Source organism: Oerskovia merdavium, from assembly GCF_014836755.1.
In the GTDB taxonomy this organism is placed as follows: Bacteria; Actinomycetota; Actinomycetes; order Actinomycetales; family Cellulomonadaceae; genus Oerskovia; species Oerskovia merdavium.
On sequence record NZ_JACSQF010000001.1, the window covers coordinates 405335 to 427577 of the forward strand.

A 22243-nucleotide genomic window follows, 5' to 3' on the forward strand; every position below is an offset into this window, starting at 1 on the left:
TCACTCTCCGAGGGTGAGAACTGCCTTCCGGATGACGAAGCCCTCCGCGTACTGCTGGCGACACTCGACGCCACGCAGACGCATCAGGCCGAGAAAGGTCTCGTCGTCCCACCAGTCGCGGTCCACCTGGGACGGGTACGACGTGGTGAGGAGGGAGACCTTGCGCCGTGCGTTCTCCGCACTGACGGGCACGTAGTGGGTGACACGGCCGAGGTCGCCGTCCCACTTGGGGATCTCGTACTCGAGGACGAGCGCGTCGCGCCACGCGGTAGGGACGAGCTCGGCCACGAGCCGATGGTCCTGGTGCGAGTCGGTCTTGCTGGGACACAGGACGAGGTCCGGCCGCAGCGACGACGCGAGCTCCTCGATCGCTGCCTTCACCTCGCCCCAGTGCGCGGGCAGGCGGCCGTCCGGCAGGTCCCAGAACCTGACCTCGGAACCGGGGACGAACGCCTCGGCGGCCGCTGCGGCCTCGAGTCGGCGTTCGGGCGATCCGGTGAGCATCACGAAGGTCGCACGGACCTCCCGGGCGGCGGCGAGCTCGAGGAGCGTGCCTCCGCACGCGATCTCGATGTCGTCCGGGTGCGCCCCGACGCACAGGACTTCCAGCAGGCCCGCGGGGAGCGAGAGCTCGATCAACGCCGCCTCCCCGACCCGATCGTCGTGACGTCCCCGACCTCGACCACGGGCACGACTCGACCGGGCTCACGGTCCGTCCCGTCCCACACGGCCCAGGGACTCTCGCCCGTCCGGTAGAGCTCTTCCAGGTGCGACCGTTCCTTGAGCGTGTCCATGGGGGCCCAGAAGCCGTCGTAGCGCACGGCACGGAAGCGACCGTCCTTGGCGGCGCGCACGCAGCCGTCCATGACCAGGTCCTCGCCCTCGCTCAGGTAGTCGAAGATCCCCTGACGCAGCACGAAGAAGCCACCGTTGATCCGCATCTCCATGTCGGCGACCGGCTCGATCCCGGTGAGGTTCCCCGTCGGGTCGATCTTCACGACGTGGAACGAGTCCTGGGGGTCGACCGCGAGGAGCGTCCCGACGGCGTCGGTCGTGAGGAAGTCGTCGACGATCTGGTCCATGGGGGCGTCCGTCAGGACGTCCCCGTAGTTGGCCAGGAACACCTCGTCGTCGTCGAGGTACCTGCGCACGCGCCGCAGGCGCTCTCCGATCGCGGTGTCCATCCCGGTGTCCACGAACGTGATCCGCCAGTCGCTGATGTCGCTCGACAGCAGCTCGATCTCCTGCCCACCCTTCGAGAGCACGAAGTCGTTGGAGTGAGTCTCCTGGTAGTTGAGGAAGTAGTCCTTGACGGCCCGGGCGCCGTAGCCGAGACAGAGGATGAACTCGGTGTGCCCGAAGTGCGCGTAGTACCGCATGATGTGCCAGAGCACCGGGCGCGAGCCGATGGGCATCATCGGCTTGGGCAGGGAGTCGGTCCCGGAACGCATACGCATCCCGAGTCCTCCGCAGAACAGCACGACCTTCATGGCGTCACCCCTCCTGTCGGTCCGCGTCGCCCGCGGACGTGTCCGGCAGGCGCCGCGGTGCGGCGTACTCGCGCATCGCGGGCGCCACGGGACGTCCCCGCAGCAACCCGTCCGTCGTGCCGGCGTCAACGGCTCGTGCGTAGACGGCGAGCGCCCCGCGCGCCGCGTCGACCGTCAGGTCGAGGTCCTCGTCGGTGTGGGCCGCGGAGATGACGAGCGACTGTCCCAGCACGCCCCGCTCGAGCATCTCCTGGATGAAGAGGGTGCGGAACGCCTGCGAGGGGTTGCCCTCGTGGTCCCTGGTACCGAAGACGAGGCACGACGGGCGTCCCATGATCGTCACGTGGTCGGCGAGGCCCGCCTCCGAGGCAGCCGACACGAGCGCGTCGCGAAGCTTGGCTCCTTGCGACTCCATGAGCCCGACGACGTCACGCTCGGCATAGGCGTCCGCAACGGCGAGATAGGCGGCGAGACCTGTCGTCTCGGCGCCGTGGGTCGTGGACAGGAGGAAGGGACGGGACCCGTCGGTGTTGAGGCCACCCTGATCCATGAGGTCTCGACGGCCGGCGAGGGCCGACACCGAGAAGCCGTTGCCGAGCGCCTTGCCCCAGGTCGACAGGTCCGGACGGACGCCGTAGACGGACTGGGCGCCCCCGGCTGCCCATCGCATCCCCGTGATCATCTCGTCGAACACGAGCACGAACCCGTGGAGGTCGGCGAGCTCGCGCAGCCCCTCGAGGAATCCTGGTGCAGGTTCCGCGGTGGCGGTCGCCTGCTCGAGGATCAGTGCGGCGATCTGCCCGGGATGGGCGTCGAGCAGCGCACGGACCGAGTCGAGGTCGTTGTACCGGAAGGACACCGTGAGGTCGCGCTGGGCCTGCGGGATACCGGCCGTCATCTGGGTGGTGCCGATGAACCAGTCGTCGGTCGAGAAGAACGGCTGGGTGCCGCAGACCGCGACGAGGTCGCGCCCGGTCGCGGACCGTGCGAGCTTGATGGCCGCGGTCGTGACGTCGGAGCCGTTCTTCGCGAACTTGACCATGTCGGCGCCCGGCACCTGCTCGAGGAAGCGTTCGGCGGCCCGCAGCTCCCACACCGTGGGCCGCGAGAAGTTCACGCCGTCGCGCGCTGCTGCGGAGACCGCCTCGACGACGGGAGCGAAGCCGTACCCCAGCGTCACCGCACGCAGGCCCATGCCGTACTCGACGAACCAGTTCCCGTCGAGGTCCTCGACCCGGGCCCCCACGCCCCGGGCGATGACGGGTGCCATGTTCTCGGGGTACTGGTCAGACCCCCGCGCGTAGGTGTGCGCCCCGCCGGGAACGAGCTCGTGGAGCCTTCGCTGGGCCTCTGCGGACCGGACGAACGATCGACGAGATGCGGCACCGGACGGGGCGAGCGCGGCGTGGGCGGGGTAGGACATCTTTGGCTCTTCCTGAGGTTGCGGTCGTGCGGGCGTCTTCGGTGGAGGACCAGCTGACGGCGGTTGCGGCTCCGCTCTCCGGTGGAGGGCCGTCCTGCGTGATGCGCCACGGCGTCGACGGTCCAAGTGTCCCCGCCCTGCGGCAGGCAGGGAAGCCGACCGGGCCGTTTTCATCCGCGCCCGATTCATCCGCTCCCCCTGTGCCGCACGGGACGCAGCAGCCCTACGCTGAGCGGATGGAGATCATCGAGACGTCAATCCCCGGCCTCATCGTGTTCCAACCGACCCCCCACCGCGATGCCCGCGGCTACTTCTCCCGGACCCTCGACGTGAACATCCTGGCCGACGCCGGGATCGACCCGGCAGGTTTCAAGCAGGAGAACCAGTCGCGCTCCTACCAGGGAGTCGTCCGTGGACTGCACGGTCGCACGAACAAGGGGGAGGCAAAGCTCGTCCGGTGCGCCCACGGCGCGGTCCTGGACATCGCGATCGACGCCCGGCCCGGGTCGCCGACGTTCGGCCGCATGGAGACGTTTCTGCTCGACGACCAGGTCTGCCGCCAGGTCTACATCCCGCGCGGGTTCCTGCACGGGTACCAGGCGCTCACCTCGGTGACCGACTTCGTCTACCGGATCGACGACTTCTACGGTCCCGACGAGGACGTCACGGTGAACTACCTCGACCCCGAGCTCGCCGTCCCGTGGCCCGCGCCGATCACCGTGGTGAGCGACCGGGACAAGGAGGGCATGTCCTGGGCCGCCTTCCAGGAGACGCTCGGCGTCTGAGGCACGTGCCCAGGCACGACGAGAGGGACTCGACCCCGTTCCGGGTCGAGCCCCTCTCGTCGAAGGGATCGGACGTCACGCCACGGGTTCGACCTCACGCGGCATCGGGTCGAGGACGACCCATCGCCCGCCGTTCGCCTCGATCTCGGGGAGCGCCTTGCGGACCTCGTCGAGCAGGTCCGGCACGAAGAGCAGGACGCGATCGGGGCGCAGCCCGACCAGGTCGGCGGGCGAGACGATCGGGATGCGGTTGCCAGGCATGGTCCGCCCGTGCTTGGCGACCGACGCGTCGGCCACGGCCACGACCTGCTCCTTCTCGATGTGCGCCGAGCGGAGCAGCGCCGAGGTGCGCGAGGCCGCGCCGTACCCCGCGACGACCAGACCCTCGGCCGTCGTCCCGCGCAGGTACTCCTCGATCGCGGCGACCGACTCCGACAGTGCGGTCCCGAGCGTCGCGACGTACGCCGGGTCGGTGATCCCCTCCGCAAGCTCACGCTCGACCATCGCCGTCACGTCGGCCGTCTGGGCTCCGAAACGGGACCCCTCCTTGGCGAAGGCGAGCATCACGGTCCCGCCGTAGAGCGGGTACTCCCACGCGCCCACGGCGACGAGGCCGACCTCCTTGCCCATCTCGACGAGGGCAGGCGTCGAGTAGTACGCGAAGTGCCCGTGCCGCAACGCGTTCCAGATCCCGGAGCGGACGATCGCCGCGACCGTGTGGTACTGCATGAGCAGCACCCCGTCGTCGGTCAGGTGCCCGGCGCGCTCGAGCAGCGCGGCCTTCTGGTCGGCGTCGTGCATCATGCCGAAGATGTCGACGAGCAGCTCGGCCTCACCCTCCGAGACCTCGACCATGTCGCGGGCCGCGAGCTGGTCCACCCAGGAGCCTCCGTGCGGGCTCGGGTACTCCAGGACGCGGGTCCCCGGCCGGACGAACCCCGCCGCCTCGGCCTGCGCCACCGCCGCCTCGGCCTGCGCCACGAGGGCTGCCGGCTCGACGCCGCGCGGCTCCTGCGGGGTCGTGGGGTCGGTCTCGAGCTGGACGAGGCCGGTGCCGGTCCCGATCACCATCCGCAGCGGGTGCTCGGGGTCCGGCGTGGGGTCGTCGGGCAGGGGGAAGAGGTCGGCAGGCGGCTGGTCACCCAGGTCGAGGACGACGTAGCCCCCCTCGGCCCCCGACCAACGGTCGCGCCAGGAAGGGTCGGGCAAGGGGAGGCTGGTGGCCTCTGCGGTGCTGGTCGCGTCACTCATGCGGGCTCCTCGATGGGTCGTCGTGTTCGGGATGTCAGGGGGTGCGCAGGGTCGCGAGGTCGAGGCGTCCCGCGGATGCGAGCTCCTGGATCTTGCGCAAGCGGACGAAACGCGGTCCCTCGAAGTCGTCGGTCGTCAGCCCGCGCTCGCCGGCGTCGCGCCAGATCTCCCGGATGCCGTCGGGCACCGTCCACTGCGGGGCGAAGGCGGGCAGCACGGAGCGGATCTTCGTGAAGTCGACCTGATAGTTGCGGGCATCCGGACCGGCCCCGGCTGCGAAGGACACCGGCGCCCCGGTGATCTCGCTGACCTGCTCGGCGATGGTGCGGATCTGGACGACGTCCTCGTCGCGCCCGACGTTGAACGCCTGGTCGTGGACGGCCTCGCGCGGCGCCTCGAGCACCGCGAGGAAGGCTCGCGAGATGTCCTCGACGTGCACGAGCGGACGCCACGGCGACCCGTCGGACTGGAGCCGGACCTGGCCCTGGGTGAACGCCGTCCCGGTGAGGTTGTTCACCACGATGTCGGCCCGCAGGCGCGGCGACGAGCCGTAGGCCGTCGCGTTGCGCAGGTAGCTAGGGGAGAACGAGGCGTCCGCGAGCGGGGAGATCCCCTGCTCCGCCATGACCTTGCTCTCACCGTAAGGGGTGACCGGGTTGAAGTCGCCGTCCTCGGCGACGGGGGCATCGCCTCCTGCCCCGTAGAGGGAGCACGACGACGAGAAGAGGAACCGCTCGACACCCGCGGCCTTGGCCGCGCGCGCCATGTGCACCGCGCCCTCGGCGTTGACGGAGTACGTCGCCCCGGGGTTGAGGTGACCGATCGGGTCGTTGGAGATCGCCGCGAGGTGGACCACCGCGTCGAAGCCCTCGAGATCGGCCGGGACCACGTCGCGGATGTCACCGGTGCGTTGCTCGTAGCCACCGGGCTGGGGGCCGAAGTCGCACCCGTCGTACCACCCGGCATCGAGGCCGACGACCTCGTGCCCCGCCTCCTGGAGGAACGGGACGAGGACCGCTCCGATGTATCCACGGTCTCCGTCAACCAGTACGCGCATGATGGTCCTTCTCAGCCAGGGGCAGGGTGGGTAGGTTCGCTGTCGAAGATACTCGCTCCCCCGACGCCTCAGCACTGCAGGAGCGGGTGGAATCCGCCCCGGGTGATCTTCCGGCGATCGGTGCATCAACCGGCAGACCGTGCGGGAGAATCGCACGCATGAAGGTCCTCCGTGTCTCCCACAGCGCCGTCGTCGACGCCTGGCGCGGGCGGGAGCGTGGCCTGCGGGCCCGCGGGGTCGACGTCCGCCTCCTGAGCGCCCGGACCTGGGACGAGGGCGGCACGGCGGTCGATCTGGTGCGCCGTCCCGGCGAGAAGGTCCTGGGCGTGCGCACGATCGGCAGCCACCCGGCGCTCTTCCTCTACGACCCGCTGCCGCTGTGGCACGCGCTCGGCGAGACCTGGGACGTCGTCGACGTCCATGAGGAACCCTTCGCGCTCGCCACGGCCGAGGTGCTCCTCCTTCGCGCGCTGCGGCGGATGACCGGAACTCCGCCGGCGCCCTACGTCCTGTACTCGGCGCAGAACATCACCAAGCGCTACCCCTGGCCTTTCCGGTGGCTCGAGGCTCGCGCCCTGCGCGGGGCCTCCGCGATCTCGGTGTGCAACGAGGAAGCAGGACGCGTGGCCCGTGCCAAGGGCATACGGGGAGCTGTCGAGGTGATCCCTCTCGGCGTCGACGTCGAGCACTTCTCGCCCGGGCCGGCGGACGAGCACGCACCCGGGCATGCCGACCACGGGACGCGCGCTCCGTCGTCGGGCCGTGTCGTGGTCGGATATGCCGGGCGGCTCGCCTCGCACAAGGGCGTCGACGTCCTCCTGCGCGCCGTCGCCGGCGACGACCGCCTGGCGCTGCGCGTCGCCGGAGCGGGACCCGACGCCGACGCGCTCCGTGCGACGGCCGGCCCGCTGGGCGACCGGGTCACGTTCCTCGGGCCGCTCGACGACGCCGCGCTGCCCGACTTCTACCGCGGGCTCGACGTGCTCGCGGTGCCCTCGCGCAACACGCCGGGGTGGATCGAGCAGTTCGGTCGCGTGGCCGTCGAGGCGATGGCGTGCGGCACCCCGGTCGTGGCGAGCGACTCCGGCGCGCTGCCGGACGTCGTCGGCGGCGCGGGGCTGCTCGTCCCCCCGGGAGACCCCGACGCCCTGCGGCGAGCCCTGCTCCGCGTGGGGACCGACCCGGACCTCGCCGCGACGCTCCGGCGCGAGGGGCTCGAGCGGGCCGCGACCTGCAGCTGGGCAGAGGTCGCCCACCGCTACCACCGGATGTACACCGACGTCCTGGCCGAGGCCGCGCAGCCCGGCGCGACACCGGCTCGACCAGCAGGCGACCTCACCGCACCTGAGGTCGTGGTCGTGGCCTACGGCTCCCCCGAGCTGCTGGCCGACGCCCTGGCACCGCTCGCCGGAAAGTTCGAGCTGACCGTCGTCGACAACTCCTCGATGCCGGAGATCCGCGAGGTCGCGGCACTCGCGGGGGCGACCTACCTCGACCCGGGACGCAACGGCGGCTTCGCAGCGGGAGTCAACCACGCACTCGCTCACCGGCGGACTCCCGGGTCCGACGTGCTGCTCCTGAACCCTGACGCCGTGGTCACGCCCGAGGACGTCGTCGCGCTCCAGCTCGGCCTGCACGGCGACCCGCGGGCCGCGAGCGCCGGACCACGACAGGTCGACGGGGAGGGGACCGCTGCTCGTGTCACGTGGCCCTACCCCTCGCCGCTCGCCACCTGGGTCGAGGCAGCCGGCCTCGGGAGGCTGCGGTCGACTCCCCCCGACCGTTCGTTCGTGATCGGGTCCGTGCTCCTGCTCCGTGCACAGGCGCTCGCAGAGGTGGGTGGCTTCGACGAGCGGTTCTTCCTGTACGCCGAGGAGACGGACTGGGCGTACCGGGCCACGCTCGCCGGCTGGCGCCACGTCCTCGTCCCTGAAGCTCGCGCACTGCACCTGGGAGGCGCGACGAGCAGCGACCCGGCCCGACGCGAGACCCACTTCCACGCGTCCCAGGAACGCTACCTGCGCAAGCACTTCGGGGTACTCGGCTGGCAGACGGCCCGGGTCGCGGCGCTGCTCGGGTCGGCCGCGCGAGCCGTCGCCCTCCGTGGCCCCGCACAGCACGCCGCGCGTCGGCGGGTCGGCCTCTACGCACGCGGTCCGGTGCGCTCCGAGGCGGCGCTCCCGGTGGGTGCACGATGAGGCTCCGGCAGCTCCGGCACGGGTCGGCGGTCCTCGTCGGAGGGGTGGCGCTCGTCGCGGTGCTGGCCCTCGTCGGCGTCCTGGTCCCGGCCACCGGTCCGGTCGCGCTCGGCGCGGCCGTGGTCCTGCTCGCGATCGGGCTCACGGTGTACGAGCCCGTGGCCGTCCCCATCCTCGCGATGCCCGCGCTGGTGGTCGTCCAGCGGGTCGGTGGCGGTGGGGTCGACCTGTCGCTCAGTGACTTCGCCCTCTTCGGCGCCTTCTGGTTCGCCCTGTTCTTCGCCCCGCGCCCGTTCTCCGGCCCCATGCGTTCGTTGCTCTGGCTGTCGGCGCTCTACCAGGTCGCGACCCTCTTCACGGTCATCGCGAACCCCTACGTCGCCAACACCGTGGAGTGGTTCCACGCGTGGCTCTCCGTGGGCGGCGCCCTCGTGGTCGGCTGGGCCGTCGGACGCGCCGGCAGGGCCCGTGTCGGCCTGACGCTGTTCCTCGTCCCGTGCCTGGGGATCGCCGTCCTCACGTGCGTCACCGCGCTGCAGCAGCTCGCCGCGGGCAACACGGGAGCCGTCTATCTCGAGTGGCCCTTCGGGATGCACAAGAACTTCATCGGGTGCGTGCTCGCGTTCGCCGCCCTCGTCGCGTACGCCCGGCCGTGGTGGGTGGGCTGGCCCCGTTGGTTCGCGCTCGCATCGTTCTGGCTGTGCAGCCTCGCGGTCCTCGCTTCCCAGGCGCGCCAGGCCCTGGTCGGGCTCGCCATCGGGCTCATCCTCGTGACCCTGCGCGCCGACCCGGACCGCAAGCGGTCCAAGCTGATCCTGCTCGCCGTGATCCCGGCGATCTACTTCGTCGTGCTCGTGGTGCGCGAGCAGCTCTCCGAGAACAACCAGTTCAACTCCGCCTACCAGAGGCTCGCCTGGTACCAGCAGGCGCTCGAGGTGTGGCACCAGAACGAGGCCTTCGGCGTGGGCCTGCGGTGGTGGACGGCCGGACGGACCGAGTACTTCTTCCAGCCGCCGAACGCCGAGCTCGAGGTGCTCTCCTCGGCGGGCGTCGTGGGGCTCATCGGCTTCCTGGTGCTGTTCTTCGGGGCCTTCGTCGTCCTGTGGCGGATGAACCCCCGCTTCGGCACGTTGGCCTTCTCCATCCTTCTCATGCGTTTCATCCAGGGCCAGTTCGACCTCTTCTGGTCCTCCGTGGTGGTCTCGGTCCCTTTCATGATCGTCGGCCTGTGCGTCGGCGCGGAGGCCTACGCCCGAAGACAGCAGGAGGCGCGAGACCTCACCGGGGACGTCCTCCCCAACCCCGACCACCTGCGGTCGGTCGAAGAGATGAGAAGCGTGTGAGGATCCTGCAGATCGCCCCGGTGATCGGGCCGGGCACCGGCGTCGGGGCCGTTGCTCACCACCTGGAGCAGGAGTGGTGCGCGGCCGGGCACCAGGTGGGACGGTTCACCATGGACGACGCCCGGGGCTCGTGGCTCCCCGAGCCCGGTCCTGGCATGCGCGGGAAGCTCGCACTCATGGCACGGGTCGTCTGGTTCTCGACGGTGGGCAGCCTCCTCGCACGCAGGGAGCTGCGGCGGCACCCCGACGTCGTCGCGCTCTGCCACAACGACGTCCTGGCAGGCGACGTCTACGTCAACCACGGCATCCTGCAGGCCGCGATGCGCTCACGAGGCAGCTACGGGCTCCGCATGCTCCGCAACCCCATGCACCTCTTCGTCGCGGCACGTGACACCTTGCGGTACCGGTCGGCGATCCACCAGGCCGTGGTCAACCTCGTCGACGAGGAGGACTCGGCGCTCCGGGCCACCTACCCGCGGCTGCGACCACGGACCGTCACGATCGGCAACGGGGTCGACGTCGGGCGGTACCGGCCGCCCACGACGTCGGAGCGCACCGCAGCACGTCGTCGCCTGGGTCTGACCGACGACGACGTCGCCCTGCTCTTCGTCGGGCACGAGTTCGAGCGCAAGGGACTCCCGGCGGTGATGCACGCCCTAGCCCTGCTGCCGGCCCGTTTTCGCCTGATCGTCGTCGGGGGGACACCGGACATGGTGCAGGACGCCGGTCGTGCCGCCGACCGCCTGGGCCTGTCCGACCGCGTCATCCTTCTCGGACAGGTCCCCGACCCTCGTGAGGCCTTTCACGCGAGCGACGTCTTCACGTTCCCGAGCGCGTACGAGTCCTACGGGCTCGTGGTCCTCGAGGCGCTCGCGTGCGGGGTACCGGTCGTCGCGACGCCCGTCGGCTGCGTGCCCGAGGTCCTGCACGACGGCATCGACGGCTACATGACGTCGGCCGACCCCGGAGCACTCGCACGAGCGGTCCGTGACCTCGCCGGCCTGGACCGCAGCGCGCTCGCCACCGCGGCGCGAGCCGTGGCCGAGGAGCACTCCTGGCACGAGGTGTCGCAGTCGTACCTCCGTCTGTTCGAGTCCCTCCACCACCCAGGCTCGACGGGGCCGACCACGAGCATCAACCCCGCGCCGCTGCGCACGAAGGGAGAGACCGCGTGAGGATCGTCCACGCCATCCGGTCCGACGGGTTCGCCGGGGTCGAGAGGCACGTGGCCCGCCTCGCCGCCGAGCAGGCTCGGAGGGGCGACACGGTGCTCGTCGTCGGAGGCAGACAGGATGCCATGGCCTCCGCGCTGGCGAACACCGGGGTCCGCAGGGCCGCGGCCGCGCGAACGATGGACGTGGCCCGGGCGATCCGTTCCTCGTCCCGCAACGCCGACGTGGTCCACACCCACATGACCGCGGCCGAGGTCGGCACGACCCTCGCAGGGGCATCCGGCCGGAGGCTGCCCCCCGTCGTCACGACACGTCACTTCGCCGGCCCGCGCGGCAGCGGTCCCGGCTCTGCTCTCGTGGCCGCAGTCGGACGGCACCGGGTCGACGTGCAGATCGCCATCAGCCGCTACGTCGCGGAGTCGGTCGACGGCCCGAGCGTCGTCGTCCACCCCGGAGTCCTCGACCAGCCCGCGGGGCTGAGCGTGTCCGACCGGCGCCGCACGATCGTGATGCTCCAACGGCTCGAACCCGAGAAGCGGACCGGTGCAGGAATGCACGCGTTCGCCGCCTCGGGGCTCGCTGCGCACGGCTGGTCCCTCGAGATCGCGGGCGACGGCTCGGAGCGTGGGGAGCTCGAGGTCCTGGCGGGCCAACTGGGGATCGCGACGGCTGTCACGTTCCTCGGCCATCAGCGCGACACCGAGCCGCTTCTCAGGACGGCCTCGATCCTGCTCGCTCCCTGCGACGTGGAAGGCCTCGGGCTGAGCGTCCTGGAGGCGATGTCCTACGGGCTCCCCGTCGTGGCCTCTGCGGCCGGTGGCCACCTCGAGACCCTCGAGGGTCTCGACCCGCTCGCGCTCTTCCCGCCCGGGGACGTGGAGTCCGCGGGGACACGGCTGCGGTCGCTCGCGCGGGACCCGAGCCGTCGCGAGGCCTACGCGAGCGCCGCCCGATCCGCCCAGCGCACCCGTTTCACCGTCGAGGCACAAGCCTCGGCGACCGCTGCTGTCTATCGGAGCGTCCTGTGAGTCGGTACCTGTCCCTCCGGCCGCACCGACCACGTGACCCGGACGGCAACGAGATCGTGGTGGTCTCGCTCGAGGCGTGGGACGACCACTGGCGGCGCAACCAGTACCTCGTCGCCGGTCTGCTCCGCGCGGACCCCACGCTCCGGGTGCTCTTCGTCGAGCCGGCCACGGACCCCCTGCACGAGCTCCGACGGGGGTTCCTCCCTCGCCCGGGCAAGGGCCTGCGCCGGGCCACGGATCTCGAGGGCGTGGACCCCGACCGCCTGTGGCTCTATCAGCCGACCAAGATCCTGCCTCGCAGGATCGACCCGGTGGTCGACGGCAGGCTCGCGGCGCTCACGCGTCGTGCCGCACGTCGCGCCGGCCTCACGCACCCTGTGCTGTGGATCAACGACCCGGCGGCGGCGAACCTGCTCGACCTGACCTCCTGGCCCGCGCTCTACGACGTGACGGACGACTGGTTGGCGGCGAACCGGACGTCCGAGGAACTTCGGCGGCTCGCAGCCGACGAGCGGACGCTGCTCGTCGGCTGCGGTGAGGTCGTCGTGTGCTCCGAGCACCTCGCACGGTCCAAGGGAGCAGATCGCGCGGTCACGCTCATCACCAACGCGGTGGACCTCGACCGCTACCGTCGCCCGGTCCCTCGACCGCCCGACCTGCCTGCCGGCCCCGTGGCCCTCTACCTCGGCACGGTCCACCACGACAGGTTCGACGTCCCGACGCTGCTGAGGACCGCACGAGAGCTCGACGGCACGGGGACGGTCGTCCTGGTCGGCCCGCTCGTCGACCTCAGCACGGAGGAGGTCCGTGCCCTGCGGGCTGCCGGGGTCCGGCTGCTCGGTTCACGGCCCTGGTCTGCCGTTCCCGGTTACCTGCAGCACGCGACGGTGCTCCTGGTCCCGCACCTCGTCAACGACTTCACCGACAGCCTGGACCCGATCAAGCTCTACGAGTACCGTGCCGTCGGGCGACCCGTCGTCGCGACGCCGGTCGCAGGTTTCCGGGACACGACAGATCCGCAGGTGACGGTCGCGGCTGCCGCCGACTTCGCCTCCGCCGTGCGAGAGATCCTCTCGGCCCCGGGGACCGGGGCCGAGGACCGGCTTGCGGACGTCGCCGAGGACGTCCCGACGTGGGAGGGACAGACCCGCCGCATGGCGGAGGTCATCGACCGCCTGCGGTCACCCGTTCCCACACGTCGCTGAGCGTGCCGGCCGTCGATGCCACGGAGAACCTGGTGGTCGCGGACAGGTGGGCTCGGTCAGCCCGACGTCCCGCAGCGACCGGGTCGCCGAGGACCGCGACGACGGCTGCCGCGAGTCCTGCGACGTCGCCCGGGGCCACGAGGAGGCCCAGATCGGACTCGTGGACCGTCCCGGGTGCCGGTACGTCCGTCACCGCGCCGTCCGGGTCGAGGATCTCAGGGACGCCGCCCGCAGCGGTGGCCACCACCGGCACACCCCTGACCATCGCCTCGACGACGACCTGTCCGAAGGGCTCGGGGACAGGAGACGCGTGCACAAGGACGGTCAGCCCGTCGATCTCGGCGCGAGGATCCTCCGCGAAGCCCGTCCAGGTCACTGCCTCGTCGACCCCGAGACGTCGTGCCTCGGCACGCACGCTCTCCACATAGCCCTCGGCCCCGAAGAACGGTGCTCCGACGAACCTGAACCGCGCCTCGGGGTGCCGCTCGAGGACGGTCGCTGCGGCGCGGACGAGCTCGAGCTGCCCCTTGGTCGGCGCGTACCGGCCGACCAGGCCGACCACCGGGGGGCGCGGGGCGCGGTGCACCGCCTCGCCGGTCGCCTGGTCGGGCGTGAACCCCGGGTACGCGATCGTCACCGGACCCGGCAGCGTCGCCGCGGTGGCGTGCGAGTTCACCACGACGGCGTCCGCGAGGCGTGAGAGCGCCCGGACCGCTGTCACGAGGTGCCGGGCGAGGTAGTCGTCGCTGATGCGGTCGTGCACGTGCCAGACGAGGGGGCGTCGGGCCACGCGGGCAGGCACGATCCCGAGCAGGTCCGCCTTGAGCGACGTGGTGTGCACGACGTCGGGCCGCAGCTCCCGCACCCTGCGCGCCAGCCGCACCTCGAAGGCTAGGAGCCGCGCGACGCTCCTCGCGTGGGCCGGTGCGGCCCTCGCCACCGTGGCCCGGTCGAGCTCGTTGAGGTCCGGGTCGAGCGGCAGGACCTCGACACGTACCCCGAGGCTCTCGAGCCTGTCCCGCAGCGGACCGTCGGCGAAGAGGAGGACGCGGACGTCGACGTCGGGCCCGAGCGCCTCGCACGTCCGGACGAGAGCGAGCTCGGCTCCCCCCAGTGCCCCGGTGTGGTCGAGGACGAGGACTCTCAACGGCCTGGCCGGGGTCCCGGGAACGTCGGAGCGACGGCCCCTCGTCACCAGCGGAAAGGCAGCCGGCGGGTACCGCTCTGCTGCTCCTCGTCGGTCGCCGGGCGGTGCTCGGTCTGGTCGGCGACGACGGTCGGCACCTTGCTCCACTCGGGCGAGAGGAGCGGACGGCCCTGCCCCTGTGCCTGTCCTTGCCCGCCCGAGTGACTCGTCGGGGGGCTCGCCGGAGCCCCGGCGTCGACCGTGGGAGCGGCTCGCCGTGCACGTCGGTCGTCGGTGCCCGGCGCCGTGGCCTGGGCGTGGCTACCGATCGTCGGGGGGACCGGCTCGGTCGTGTCCGGGCCGGTCGAGGTGCGCGCGACGTCGATCGCAGCGGCGCGCTCTGCCGGACCTCGCAGCCCGGTGCGTGCCGCGTCGTCCTGCGTCGAGGTGGCGACGGGGTGACCGTCGTCCGTCGCCCCGGTCGAGGTCGGTTCCGCGGGGACCGGGTCCTCGATCGATCCAGGGGCTCGCTCCGGGACCTCCGGGGACGCCTCCGGAAGGGCGGTCGTCCCCTCGGCGGTCGGGTCGGAGGTCGCGGGTGCCGCCCCGGTCACGGGAGGGCTCGCCGGCTCCTGAGGAGCGGCCGCCTTGTGCCCGCCGGGGGACGCCTCGGGTCCCCGTGCTGCCGCCGCAGACGCATCGGCACCGTAGGTCGACGCGTACAGCATCCGGCGATCGCCCTTGACGCCTGCCAGGGCGAGGCCTGCAAGGGGAACGTTGTTGATCCGGAGCCTCTCCGCGGCCTCGGTGAGCACCGCGCGGTCGGTCTGGCCCGCGGCCGCCAGCAGGACGACACCGTGCGCGTACCCTCCCAGGATCGTCGCGTCGGCCGCGGCGAGCACGGGCGGCGCGTCGATGACGACCACGTCGGCCTGACCACGGAGGTCGTCGACGAGCCGCCGCGCCTCGGCCGTGGCCAGGTAGTCGGCCGGGTCGAGCTCCTCGACCGGCACCGGGAAGACGCTCAGGTTGTGGACCGCCGTGGGGCGCAGCTCGTTGTCGCCACCGCTCCAGCCCTCCGGTGGCGGGAGGATCCGGTCGAGCTGCGGCCGGCGCAGGTCACCCGAGACCGCGATGGTCCGACGACCGCTGAGCGCGAACGACGCAGCCAGGTTGGCCGCGATGAACGAGCGCGGCGCATGAGGGTCCACGGCCGTGACGACCACGACGATCCGCTCCGTGTCGCCGAGCGAGACCTGGACCGCCGTGCGGAGCTCTCTGATGGACTCGGTGAACGGCGTCGCGACCCGGCTGGAGATGGGCAGGGTGCGCGAGCGGTGGAACTCCTTGTCCGCGGCGCGCACCTCGTACAGCTCGGCGAGGACGGGGGCGTCGGCGAGGCGCGAGGCCTCGGCCGCCGTCCGGACATGGAGGTCGAGGCCGCGACGGGCGAACGCGATGCCGATCCCGGCCACGAGACCGGCCAGCAGGGCGATCGCCAGCACGAGCGGGGTCCCGAGCCCGAGCGGTTCGGCCGAGGTCGCGGGGGTCGCCACGACCCCTGGCGTCGTGATCGAGCTCAGGGTGTTGTTCTGGGTGATGAGGCTCTTGTACTCGGTGACGATCGCGTCCTGCTCGGCGAGGACGAGCGGGTTGGTCGGGTCCGGCCCCAGCCGAGCGGTGACGCTCGCGAGCTTCTCGCTGAGGGCCTGCATGCGGGCCGTGATGTCAGCGCTCTGCGCGTCCCGGAGGACCGACAGCTGGGCCACGTAGGCGGTGGCCACGGCGTTGGCCGTGTCGACCGACTCGTCGGGGTCCAGGCTCTCGGCGTTGACCGCGATGAGTGCCCCGTCCTCGGATGCCACCTCTGCCGTCACGGAGCTCGCGACGCTCTCCGGCGTGGCGGGGGACCCGAGCTCGTCCGCTGCCTGCGTCACGACCGGCTCGGAGGTGACGTCGTCGAGCCCGGTCGTGACCGTGACCTGGACCGGGGTGTCCCCGCCCTGCGAGGACTGCACGGACGTGATCTGGACCGTCGCCGTCGCCCGGTAGACGGTCTCCTGGTTCTGCACGTAGAACGTCGCGCCGGCGACGACCACGAGCACGGCCGCCAGCACGTACCACTTGCCGGCCCACACGGTACGGATGAACTCCCGGACGGTCATGGGTTCCTCTCCCCTGGCGTGCTGAGCTCCGTGTGCACGAGCCCTCGTTGCGCGTCTACCACCTCGCGGAGCCGAGCGACGAAGCGCGGGAGCGCGAAGGTCTCGACGTGCGACGTCAGAGCGCCATCATCCCACGAGACGCCCAGGGCTTCCTGGACGGCCTGCGCGACGAGTCCGGGCTCGGGGGCGTCGAAGAACGTCCCCGTCACCCCGTCGACCACGGTGTCGAGGTAGCCGCCGTCGCGCAGGACGACCGACGGGCGTCCGAACGCCCCCGCCTCGAGCGGCGAGAGACCGTAGTCCTCGTACGAGGCCGCGACGAGCATCGAGCAGTGGCGGTAGAGCCACCGCAGCTCGGGATCGTCGACGCGACCCAGGAGCGTCGTCCGGCCGCCCGTGCGCCCCGTGCCCGACGGCGTGCCCCAGCATCCGGTGGTCGCTCGCCCGCGCGCGGCGAGCCCCTCGAGGCGTGCACGGTCGGGACCGTCGCCGACGATCACGAGCTGTCTGCCGGCCAGGCGGGCAGCCTCGATCAGGACGTCGACGTTCTTGTACGGGAGCAGCCGGGCAACGCACAGCAGGAAGCCCGGTTCGAGCCCCGGCACCTCGCGCTCGGCCCCCGCGGGCATCATCGCGGGTGGCGGCGGCAGGATCTCCGCCTCGATGCCGTAGGCGTCGCGGATCGCCCGCTGCGTGACGGTCGAGTTGGCGAGGTAGACGTCGGCGCGCTCGGCGGCTCGCCGGTCCCAGCCCCGCAGGGCAGGGGTGAGCGCGGACAGCGCGGTCGAGGCGACCCCGCCGCGCAGGCGGTCGAGCGCGCTCGCGCCGTCCCGGCCGCCCAGGTAGCGGTCACGCTGGTAGAGCCACCGGGCCGGGGCGTGGCAGTAGACGACGGTGCGCCCGGCCCCCCGGTAGCCGTGGGCCCAGCCCGTCGAGCTCGCGAGCAGGACGTCGGCCTCGACCCGCTGCGCCGAGACGGCAGGGGCGAGGAACGGCAGCGCAAGCCGGTGGTGACGGCGCAGGGGGCCGACACGGTCGAGGGCCGAGGTGCGCAGGTCGAGATCCGCGAACTCCGGGAACGTCCCGTCGGCGTCGTACAAGGTGGTGTACATCGGCGCGCCCGGGAACGCCTCGGCGAGCCAGAGCGCCACCCGTTCGGCGCCGCCGCGCTGCGTCGCGTAGTCGTGCGCCAGTGCCACACCGTCGGTCATCGTGCCTCCGTCGTGGGGCAGGACGTCGGAGACCCGCCCAGGAATGGATATCGATCCAGCCTAGGTGCGGGGTCGGGGCGAAACGGGGCGACAAGGACACCTCACCCGGGTGAAACGCCATCCGTCCGCGCCCTCGGGGCGCGGAGCGACGGCCTCACGCCTTGGTGTGGAACTTCCCCTGGGCCGCGAGCAGCCCCTCGGTGAGGACCATCTCGACCGCGTCGGCGGCGTCGTCGAGCAGGAAGGGCAGCTCCTTGGCCTCGGCGCCCGAGAAGTTCTTGAGGACGAAGTCGGCCGTGTCCATGCGCCCCGGGGGGCGTCCGACGCCCGCGCGCACGCGCAGGTAGTCGCGGGTCCCGAGCGCCTTGGTGATGTCGCGCAGCCCGTTGTGGCCGCCCTCGCCACCGCCCGACTTGAGCTTGACGTCGCCGAACGGGATGTCGACCTCGTCGTGCACGACGACGACGTGGTCCGGGTCGATCCCGAAGTACTGGGCGAGGCCCGCGACGGGGCCGCCCGAGGTGTTCATGTACGTCGAGGGCTTGGCCAGGATGACACGCGGTCCCGGCGCACCGCCGGGCAGCACGCCGAGGCGCGCCTCGGCGACGGCCGCGCGGGCCTTGTGCGCGCTGAACGTCGAGCCCGAGCGGCCGGCCAGGACGTCGAGCACCATGTGCCCGATGTTGTGGCGGTTGCCCGCGTAGGTCGGGCCGGGGTTCCCGAGCCCGACGACGAGCCACGGCTGGTCGGTCATGTCACCTGTGTCCTTGGTCGGGGTCGGGGAACGTCCGAGGCGTCCGGTGCAGAGCTGCACCGGACGCCTCGGGTCGTCAAGGTCCTGCCGCTCCTGGACCTGGTCCTGGAGCGGTGGATCGGACCGTCAGCTCGATCAGACGAGCGGAGCGGCCTCTGCCTCGGCGGCGACCTCGGCGGCCGTGGCCTCGACGCGCGGCTCGGTGATGAGCACGACGTCGGCGGTCGGCTCGGTCACGAGGACGCTGCCCTCGGGCAGTGCGATGTCGCCCGCGAAGACGACCGTGCCGGCGGTGAGGCCGGTGATGTCGACCGAGATGACCTCGGGCAGGTTGGTCGCCAGCGCCTGGATCGAGAGCGTGAGCTGCTCGACGATGTGGATGGTGCCGGGGGCGGCCTCACCGATGACGTGGACGGGAACGTCGACGTCGACCTTCTCGCCCTTCTTCACGATGAGGAGGTCGATGTGCTCGACGACGTCCTTGACCGGGTCGCGCTGGACGTCCTTGGCCAGGGCCAGGACCTCGGTGCCGTCGAGCGCGATCGTGAAGAGCGCGTTCGAGTGCTTGAGGGCGAGCGTGGTCTGGTGCGCGGGGAGCGCGACGTGGACCGGGTCCGTGCCGTGCCCGTACAGGACGGCGGGGATCTGGTTGTTGCGGCGGGTACGGCGGGCGGCACCCTTGCCGAACTCGGTGCGGGCCTCTGCGACAAGCTTGATATCGGACACGTGAGCTCCTGAAGAACGTTTGCGGGCCGACCACCAGTGGGAAGCAGTCGGCTGTCCGGCCGGCTGGTTGGTCACCGGAGGACGGGCGGCTGCGTCGGCGCGGGACACATGACGGGCGCACGAGGACGACCGCCCAGTCGATTACGGGGACCCTTCAGGATCCTGCTGACCTTCCGGTGACTCACCGGCCGTCAGACGTCCCTCGCCGAGGCAACCGAACTACTGTACCTGGGCGCACGACGTCAAGGGAAACCCGCTCGTGTCGCGACACGGGCGGGACGTGGGCAGGGCGTGCGGGTCAGGCCGTGGCCCCCGCGATGACCGCGGTCGTGGTGATCGCCGCGGTCGTGGCCGCGGTGATCTCCTCGACGTACGCGCGGGTCGCGCCCGCGGCCCAGCTCCCCTCCGCGAGCCCCTTGGCCCGGTGGTCGACCGCCCGCCGCTCGGACGCCGTGAGCGGGGCACCGGCCGCCATGACGCGACCCGCCTGCCGCGTGGCGGCGAGGATCGCGACGAGCGCACCGGTCCTCTCGTCGGGGGCTCCGCCGTCGAGCAGGACGCGTGCGAGCGTGCCCCGCAGCTCGCCCTCGTGACGCGAGTCCGCCGCGGGCCAGCGCGTCGTGGGGAAGATGCCGAGGATCCGACCGTCCTCGCGGCGCAGCAGGCCACGCGCGACGAGGTCGTCGAGCGCGGCGTCGGCCGGCTTGGTCCGCGCGAGGGTGTCGACCAGGTTCTTGGGCTTGGAGCCCTCCCTCGACTTCACCACGATGAGCGCGTCGTCGAGCAGCGACCGCCCGGTCGGCGACTGGTCGCGGACCACGACGCGTCCCGAGCGCCAACCCGAGCCGTCGCCCGCGAGATCGACCCGCCCCAGCAGGGCGAGCTCGACGAGGAGCGCACCACCGGCGATCTGCTGGAGGTACGAGCTGTCACCGACGGGCTTGCCCGTGACGTCGTCCAGCACGAGCAGGAGGTAGTCCTCGATGATCAGCATGCCGACAAACGTAGCGCGCCCCGGAGCGCCGCTCCCCTGAGATTTGTCACGCTCCTCGGCGGAACCGGCCAGCGGCCCGACCTCACCGCGCTCGACGACAAGTTCACCCGCCCCCGGCAGAACCTTCATCCACACCGCACGGTCGATGTGTTCGGTCCCGGTAGTAGCGTGAGCGATCTCTGCTTCCTTCGGGTCGCCCACCGTCAAGAGCCTCCGAGGAGTTCACCGTGAGACTGTCGGTCATCGGCTGCGGATACCTGGGCGCGGTGCACGCTGCGAGCATGGCCGTGCTCGGCCACGAGGTGGTGGGTGTCGACCTCGACGCGGACAAGGTCGACGCCCTCAACCGTGCCCAGGCGCCGTTCTTCGAGCCCGGTCTCTCGGACGTCCTCGCCCAGGGCATCGCCTCGGGCAGACTGACCTTCACGACCGACGTGACGCTCGCCCACGGCTCCCGCGTGCACTTCCTGTGCGTCGGGACCCCTCAGAAGCGCGGGGAGAACGCCGCCGACCTGGCCTACGTGAACGCCGCAGTCGAGGCGCTGCTCCCCTCGCTCGAGCCGGGCGACCTGGTCGTCGGCAAGTCCACGGTCCCGGTCGGCACCGCGGGACGGCTCGCCGAGCGCGTCCGCGAGGTGAGCCCGGGCGCTCACCTCGTCTGGAACCCGGAGTTCCTCCGCGAGGGCCACGCGGTCGACGACACGCTGCATCCAGACCGCCTGGTCTACGGTCTGCCACCCGAGGACGTCGACCGCCACAGCGAGGCCGTGCTCGACGAGGTCTACGCCTCGCTCCTGGCCGAAGGCGTCCCCAAGGTCGCCACCGACTACGCGACGGCCGAGCTGGTGAAGGTCGCCGCGAACTCGTTCCTCGCGACCAAGATCTCGTTCATCAACGCCATGGCGGAGATGTGCGAGGCCACGGGCGGTGACGTGACCGTGCTCGCGGACGCGATCGGTCACGACGCGCGGATCGGGCGCCGGTTCCTCAATGCGGGGCTCGGCTTCGGTGGAGGCTGCCTCCCCAAGGACATCCGCGCCTTCATGGCACGTGCAGGCGAGCTCGGGGTGGACCAGGCGCTGTCGTTCCTCCGGGAGGTCGACTCGATCAACATGCGCCGACGGGTACGGATGGTCGACCTGGCCCGCGAGGTCTGCGGAGGTTCCATCGTCGGACGCAACATCGCGGTGCTCGGCGCGGCGTTCAAGCCCGACAGCGACGACACGCGCGACTCCCCGGCGCTCAACGTCGCGACCCAGATGCACCTCCAGGGCGCTCGCGTCGTCCTGACCGATCCGCAGGCCATCGAGAACGCCCGCCGGATGGTGCCCGACCTCAAGTTCGCGGACACGGCCGAGGAGGCCGCCGCGGACGCCGACGTCGTGGTGCTGCTCACCGAGTGGGAGGAGTACCGGACGCTCGATCCCGCGGCGTTCGGCGAGCTCGTCGCGCACCGACGCATCCTCGACGGGCGCAATGCCCTGGACCCTGCGGCATGGCGGGCCGCCGGCTGGACGTACCGCGCCCTCGGACGGCCCTGAGCCCGCCCCAGAAGAAACGTGCTCAGTCCGCCCACGCCCAGCGCACGGTCACGCTCGCGTCGACCTGCTCGTGCCCGGGGTCCACGGCCAGCGCGTCGTGAGCGCCCGCGGCCTTGGCGGACATCATGCGGGGCACCGGCACGAACCCGCCGCCCTGCTCGCTGACCTCGACGACCGCGCCGAGCCTGCGGCCCGCGAGGGCCGCGTACTGCTCGGCCCTGGTCCGCGCGTCGGCGAACGCCTCCTCGCGGGCCGCGACGGCGAGGGGGCCGGGCGCGCTCACGGCGAATCGCATCGAGTCGAGCCGGGCGACGGGCCCGGCGGCGCCCAGCGCGGCCCGCACGAGCTCCCCGGACACCGCGACGTCGCGCACCGTGACCCGCAGCGTGAGGCGGGCCGTGACGCGCAGGCTCGTGGCGCCGTCGGGCTGCTGTGACTGCTGCGTCCACGTGGACGTCTGCGCGGTGCGCAGGTCCTCCTCCGCGACCCCGCCCGCGAGCAGCGCCTCGCGCGCGGCACGGACCCCCTCGTTGGCGGAGTCGAGCGCGACCTGGACGTCGTCGCCGCTCGCCTCGGCACCGAGCTCGACCACGACGACGTCGGGCACCGCGGTGGCGGCCCCTTGTCCCGTGGTGGTCACGCCGGCGGACAGGTCCTGGGTCTGCGTCTGGGTCACAGCAGGCATCCTGCCAGCCCGACGACGGAGCCGCCCGTCCCACCTGTCGCACGTGCCGCTCGGCTCGTCCGGGAGGACGACGACGGCCCCGCCCCCCC

General features: G+C 71.9%; 19 protein-coding genes. 7 read left to right on the forward strand and 12 right to left on the reverse strand.

The window, feature by feature from the left end; genetic code table 11:
- From H9641_RS01655 to H9641_RS01665, 3 genes are read right to left on the reverse strand one after another with little or no spacing between them, the layout of a single operon-like run.
- Nucleotides 1-639, reverse strand: a complete 639-nt coding sequence (locus H9641_RS01655) for a PIG-L deacetylase family protein (RefSeq protein WP_191800401.1) — start codon at nt 637-639, stop codon at nt 1-3.
- Nucleotides 636-1490 carry a sugar phosphate nucleotidyltransferase gene (locus tag H9641_RS01660; RefSeq protein ID WP_191800403.1) on the reverse strand — a complete coding sequence of 285 codons (855 nt, stop codon included), beginning with the start codon at nt 1488-1490 and terminating at the stop codon, nt 636-638. The genes H9641_RS01655 and H9641_RS01660 overlap by 4 nt, the downstream gene beginning before the upstream one ends.
- Nucleotides 1491-1494: 4 nt before the next feature.
- A complete protein-coding gene (locus H9641_RS01665; RefSeq protein ID WP_191800405.1) occupies nt 1495-2913 on the reverse strand; it encodes a glutamate-1-semialdehyde 2,1-aminomutase in 1419 nt (472 codons plus the stop codon).
- A gap of 236 nt (nt 2914-3149) precedes the next feature.
- Between H9641_RS01665 and rfbC the strand changes: the two genes are divergently transcribed.
- A complete protein-coding gene (gene rfbC / locus H9641_RS01670) occupies nt 3150-3698 on the forward strand; it encodes a dTDP-4-dehydrorhamnose 3,5-epimerase (protein ID WP_056646631.1) in 549 nt (182 codons plus the stop codon).
- A 75-nt stretch (nt 3699-3773) separates the two neighbouring features.
- Here the strand turns inward: rfbC and H9641_RS01675 are convergent, their stop codons facing one another.
- A complete protein-coding gene (locus tag H9641_RS01675; RefSeq protein ID WP_191800407.1) occupies nt 3774-4949 on the reverse strand; it encodes a Rossmann-fold NAD(P)-binding domain-containing protein in 1176 nt (391 codons plus the stop codon).
- A 34-nt stretch (nt 4950-4983) separates the two neighbouring features.
- The gene (locus tag H9641_RS01680) at nt 4984-6006 is read right to left on the reverse strand and encodes an NAD-dependent epimerase/dehydratase family protein (RefSeq protein WP_056645653.1); all 1023 of its coding nucleotides are present in this window, start codon (nt 6004-6006) and stop codon (nt 4984-4986) included.
- Between the two features lie 158 nt (nt 6007-6164).
- Between H9641_RS01680 and H9641_RS01685 the strand changes: the two genes are divergently transcribed.
- Genes H9641_RS01685 through H9641_RS01705 form a run of 5 tightly spaced genes read left to right on the forward strand, consistent with a single transcriptional unit; the run spans nt 6165 to nt 12952 of the window.
- Nucleotides 6165-8204, forward strand: a complete 2040-nt coding sequence (locus H9641_RS01685) for a glycosyltransferase (RefSeq protein WP_191800409.1) — start codon at nt 6165-6167, stop codon at nt 8202-8204.
- Complete coding sequence (locus tag H9641_RS01690) at nt 8201-9547, forward strand: O-antigen ligase family protein (RefSeq protein ID WP_191800411.1); 1347 nt, start codon at nt 8201-8203, stop codon at nt 9545-9547. The genes H9641_RS01685 and H9641_RS01690 overlap by 4 nt, the downstream gene beginning before the upstream one ends.
- Nucleotides 9544-10722, forward strand: a complete 1179-nt coding sequence (locus H9641_RS01695) for a glycosyltransferase family 4 protein (protein WP_191800413.1) — start codon at nt 9544-9546, stop codon at nt 10720-10722. The genes H9641_RS01690 and H9641_RS01695 overlap by 4 nt, the downstream gene beginning before the upstream one ends.
- On the forward strand, nt 10719-11747 hold the full coding sequence (locus H9641_RS20550) for a glycosyltransferase family 4 protein (RefSeq protein ID WP_191800415.1): 1029 nt from the start codon (nt 10719-10721) through the stop codon (nt 11745-11747). The genes H9641_RS01695 and H9641_RS20550 overlap by 4 nt, the downstream gene beginning before the upstream one ends.
- On the forward strand, nt 11744-12952 hold the full coding sequence (locus H9641_RS01705) for a glycosyltransferase (RefSeq protein WP_318244315.1): 1209 nt from the start codon (nt 11744-11746) through the stop codon (nt 12950-12952). Before H9641_RS20550 ends, H9641_RS01705 begins: the two co-directional genes overlap by 4 nt.
- Here H9641_RS01705 and H9641_RS01710 read toward each other — a convergent pair.
- From H9641_RS01710 to H9641_RS01735, 6 genes are all read right to left on the reverse strand, one after another.
- The gene (locus H9641_RS01710; RefSeq protein ID WP_191800417.1) at nt 12912-14099 is read right to left on the reverse strand and encodes a glycosyltransferase; all 1188 of its coding nucleotides are present in this window, start codon (nt 14097-14099) and stop codon (nt 12912-12914) included. The two genes, H9641_RS01705 and H9641_RS01710, sit on opposite strands and share 41 nt — an antisense overlap.
- 44 nt (nt 14100-14143) lie before the next feature.
- On the reverse strand, nt 14144-16243 hold the full coding sequence (locus H9641_RS01715; RefSeq protein WP_191800419.1) for a polysaccharide biosynthesis tyrosine autokinase: 2100 nt from the start codon (nt 16241-16243) through the stop codon (nt 14144-14146).
- Nucleotides 16240-17454 (reverse strand): glycosyltransferase, encoded by a 1215-nt coding sequence (locus tag H9641_RS01720; RefSeq protein WP_191800421.1) that lies wholly within the window; start codon nt 17452-17454, stop codon nt 16240-16242. Before H9641_RS01720 ends, H9641_RS01715 begins: the two co-directional genes overlap by 4 nt.
- 154 nt (nt 17455-17608) lie before the next feature.
- Nucleotides 17609-18208, reverse strand: a complete 600-nt coding sequence (pth, locus tag H9641_RS01725; protein WP_191800423.1) for an aminoacyl-tRNA hydrolase — start codon at nt 18206-18208, stop codon at nt 17609-17611.
- Between the two features lie 135 nt (nt 18209-18343).
- Nucleotides 18344-18934 (reverse strand): 50S ribosomal protein L25/general stress protein Ctc, encoded by a 591-nt coding sequence (locus tag H9641_RS01730; RefSeq protein WP_191800425.1) that lies wholly within the window; start codon nt 18932-18934, stop codon nt 18344-18346.
- 298 nt (nt 18935-19232) lie between these two features.
- A complete protein-coding gene (locus H9641_RS01735; protein ID WP_191800427.1) occupies nt 19233-19928 on the reverse strand; it encodes a GOLPH3/VPS74 family protein in 696 nt (231 codons plus the stop codon).
- A gap of 227 nt (nt 19929-20155) precedes the next feature.
- Here H9641_RS01735 and H9641_RS01740 point away from each other — a divergent pair, with 227 nt between their 5' ends.
- Nucleotides 20156-21469 (forward strand): UDP-glucose dehydrogenase family protein, encoded by a 1314-nt coding sequence (locus H9641_RS01740; protein WP_191800429.1) that lies wholly within the window; start codon nt 20156-20158, stop codon nt 21467-21469.
- A gap of 22 nt (nt 21470-21491) precedes the next feature.
- Here the strand turns inward: H9641_RS01740 and H9641_RS01745 are convergent, their stop codons facing one another.
- Nucleotides 21492-22145, reverse strand: coding sequence for an SIMPL domain-containing protein (locus tag H9641_RS01745; RefSeq protein ID WP_191800431.1), 654 nt, complete (start codon nt 22143-22145; stop codon nt 21492-21494).
- Nucleotides 22146-22243 lie beyond the last annotated feature (98 nt).

Bases quoted from the DNA above. Each gene is read 5' to 3' on its own strand.
- H9641_RS01660 (WP_191800403.1), bottom strand. From the start codon at position 1,490: ATGAAGGTCGTGCTGTTCTGCGGAGGACTCGGGATGCGTATGCGTTCC.
- H9641_RS01665 (WP_191800405.1), bottom strand. From the start codon at position 2,913: ATGTCCTACCCCGCCCACGCCGCGCTCGCCCCGTCCGGTGCCGCATCT.
- rfbC (WP_056646631.1), top strand. From the start codon at position 3,150: ATGGAGATCATCGAGACGTCAATCCCCGGCCTCATCGTGTTCCAACCG.
- H9641_RS01675 (WP_191800407.1), bottom strand. From the start codon at position 4,949: ATGAGTGACGCGACCAGCACCGCAGAGGCCACCAGCCTCCCCTTGCCC.
- H9641_RS01680 (WP_056645653.1), bottom strand. From the start codon at position 6,006: ATGCGCGTACTGGTTGACGGAGACCGTGGATACATCGGAGCGGTCCTC.
- H9641_RS01685 (WP_191800409.1), top strand. From the start codon at position 6,165: ATGAAGGTCCTCCGTGTCTCCCACAGCGCCGTCGTCGACGCCTGGCGC.
- H9641_RS01690 (WP_191800411.1), top strand. From the start codon at position 8,201: ATGAGGCTCCGGCAGCTCCGGCACGGGTCGGCGGTCCTCGTCGGAGGG.
- H9641_RS01715 (WP_191800419.1), bottom strand. From the start codon at position 16,243: ATGACCGTCCGGGAGTTCATCCGTACCGTGTGGGCCGGCAAGTGGTAC.
- H9641_RS01720 (WP_191800421.1), bottom strand. From the start codon at position 17,454: ATGACCGACGGTGTGGCACTGGCGCACGACTACGCGACGCAGCGCGGC.
- pth (WP_191800423.1), bottom strand. From the start codon at position 18,208: ATGACCGACCAGCCGTGGCTCGTCGTCGGGCTCGGGAACCCCGGCCCG.
- H9641_RS01735 (WP_191800427.1), bottom strand. From the start codon at position 19,928: ATGCTGATCATCGAGGACTACCTCCTGCTCGTGCTGGACGACGTCACG.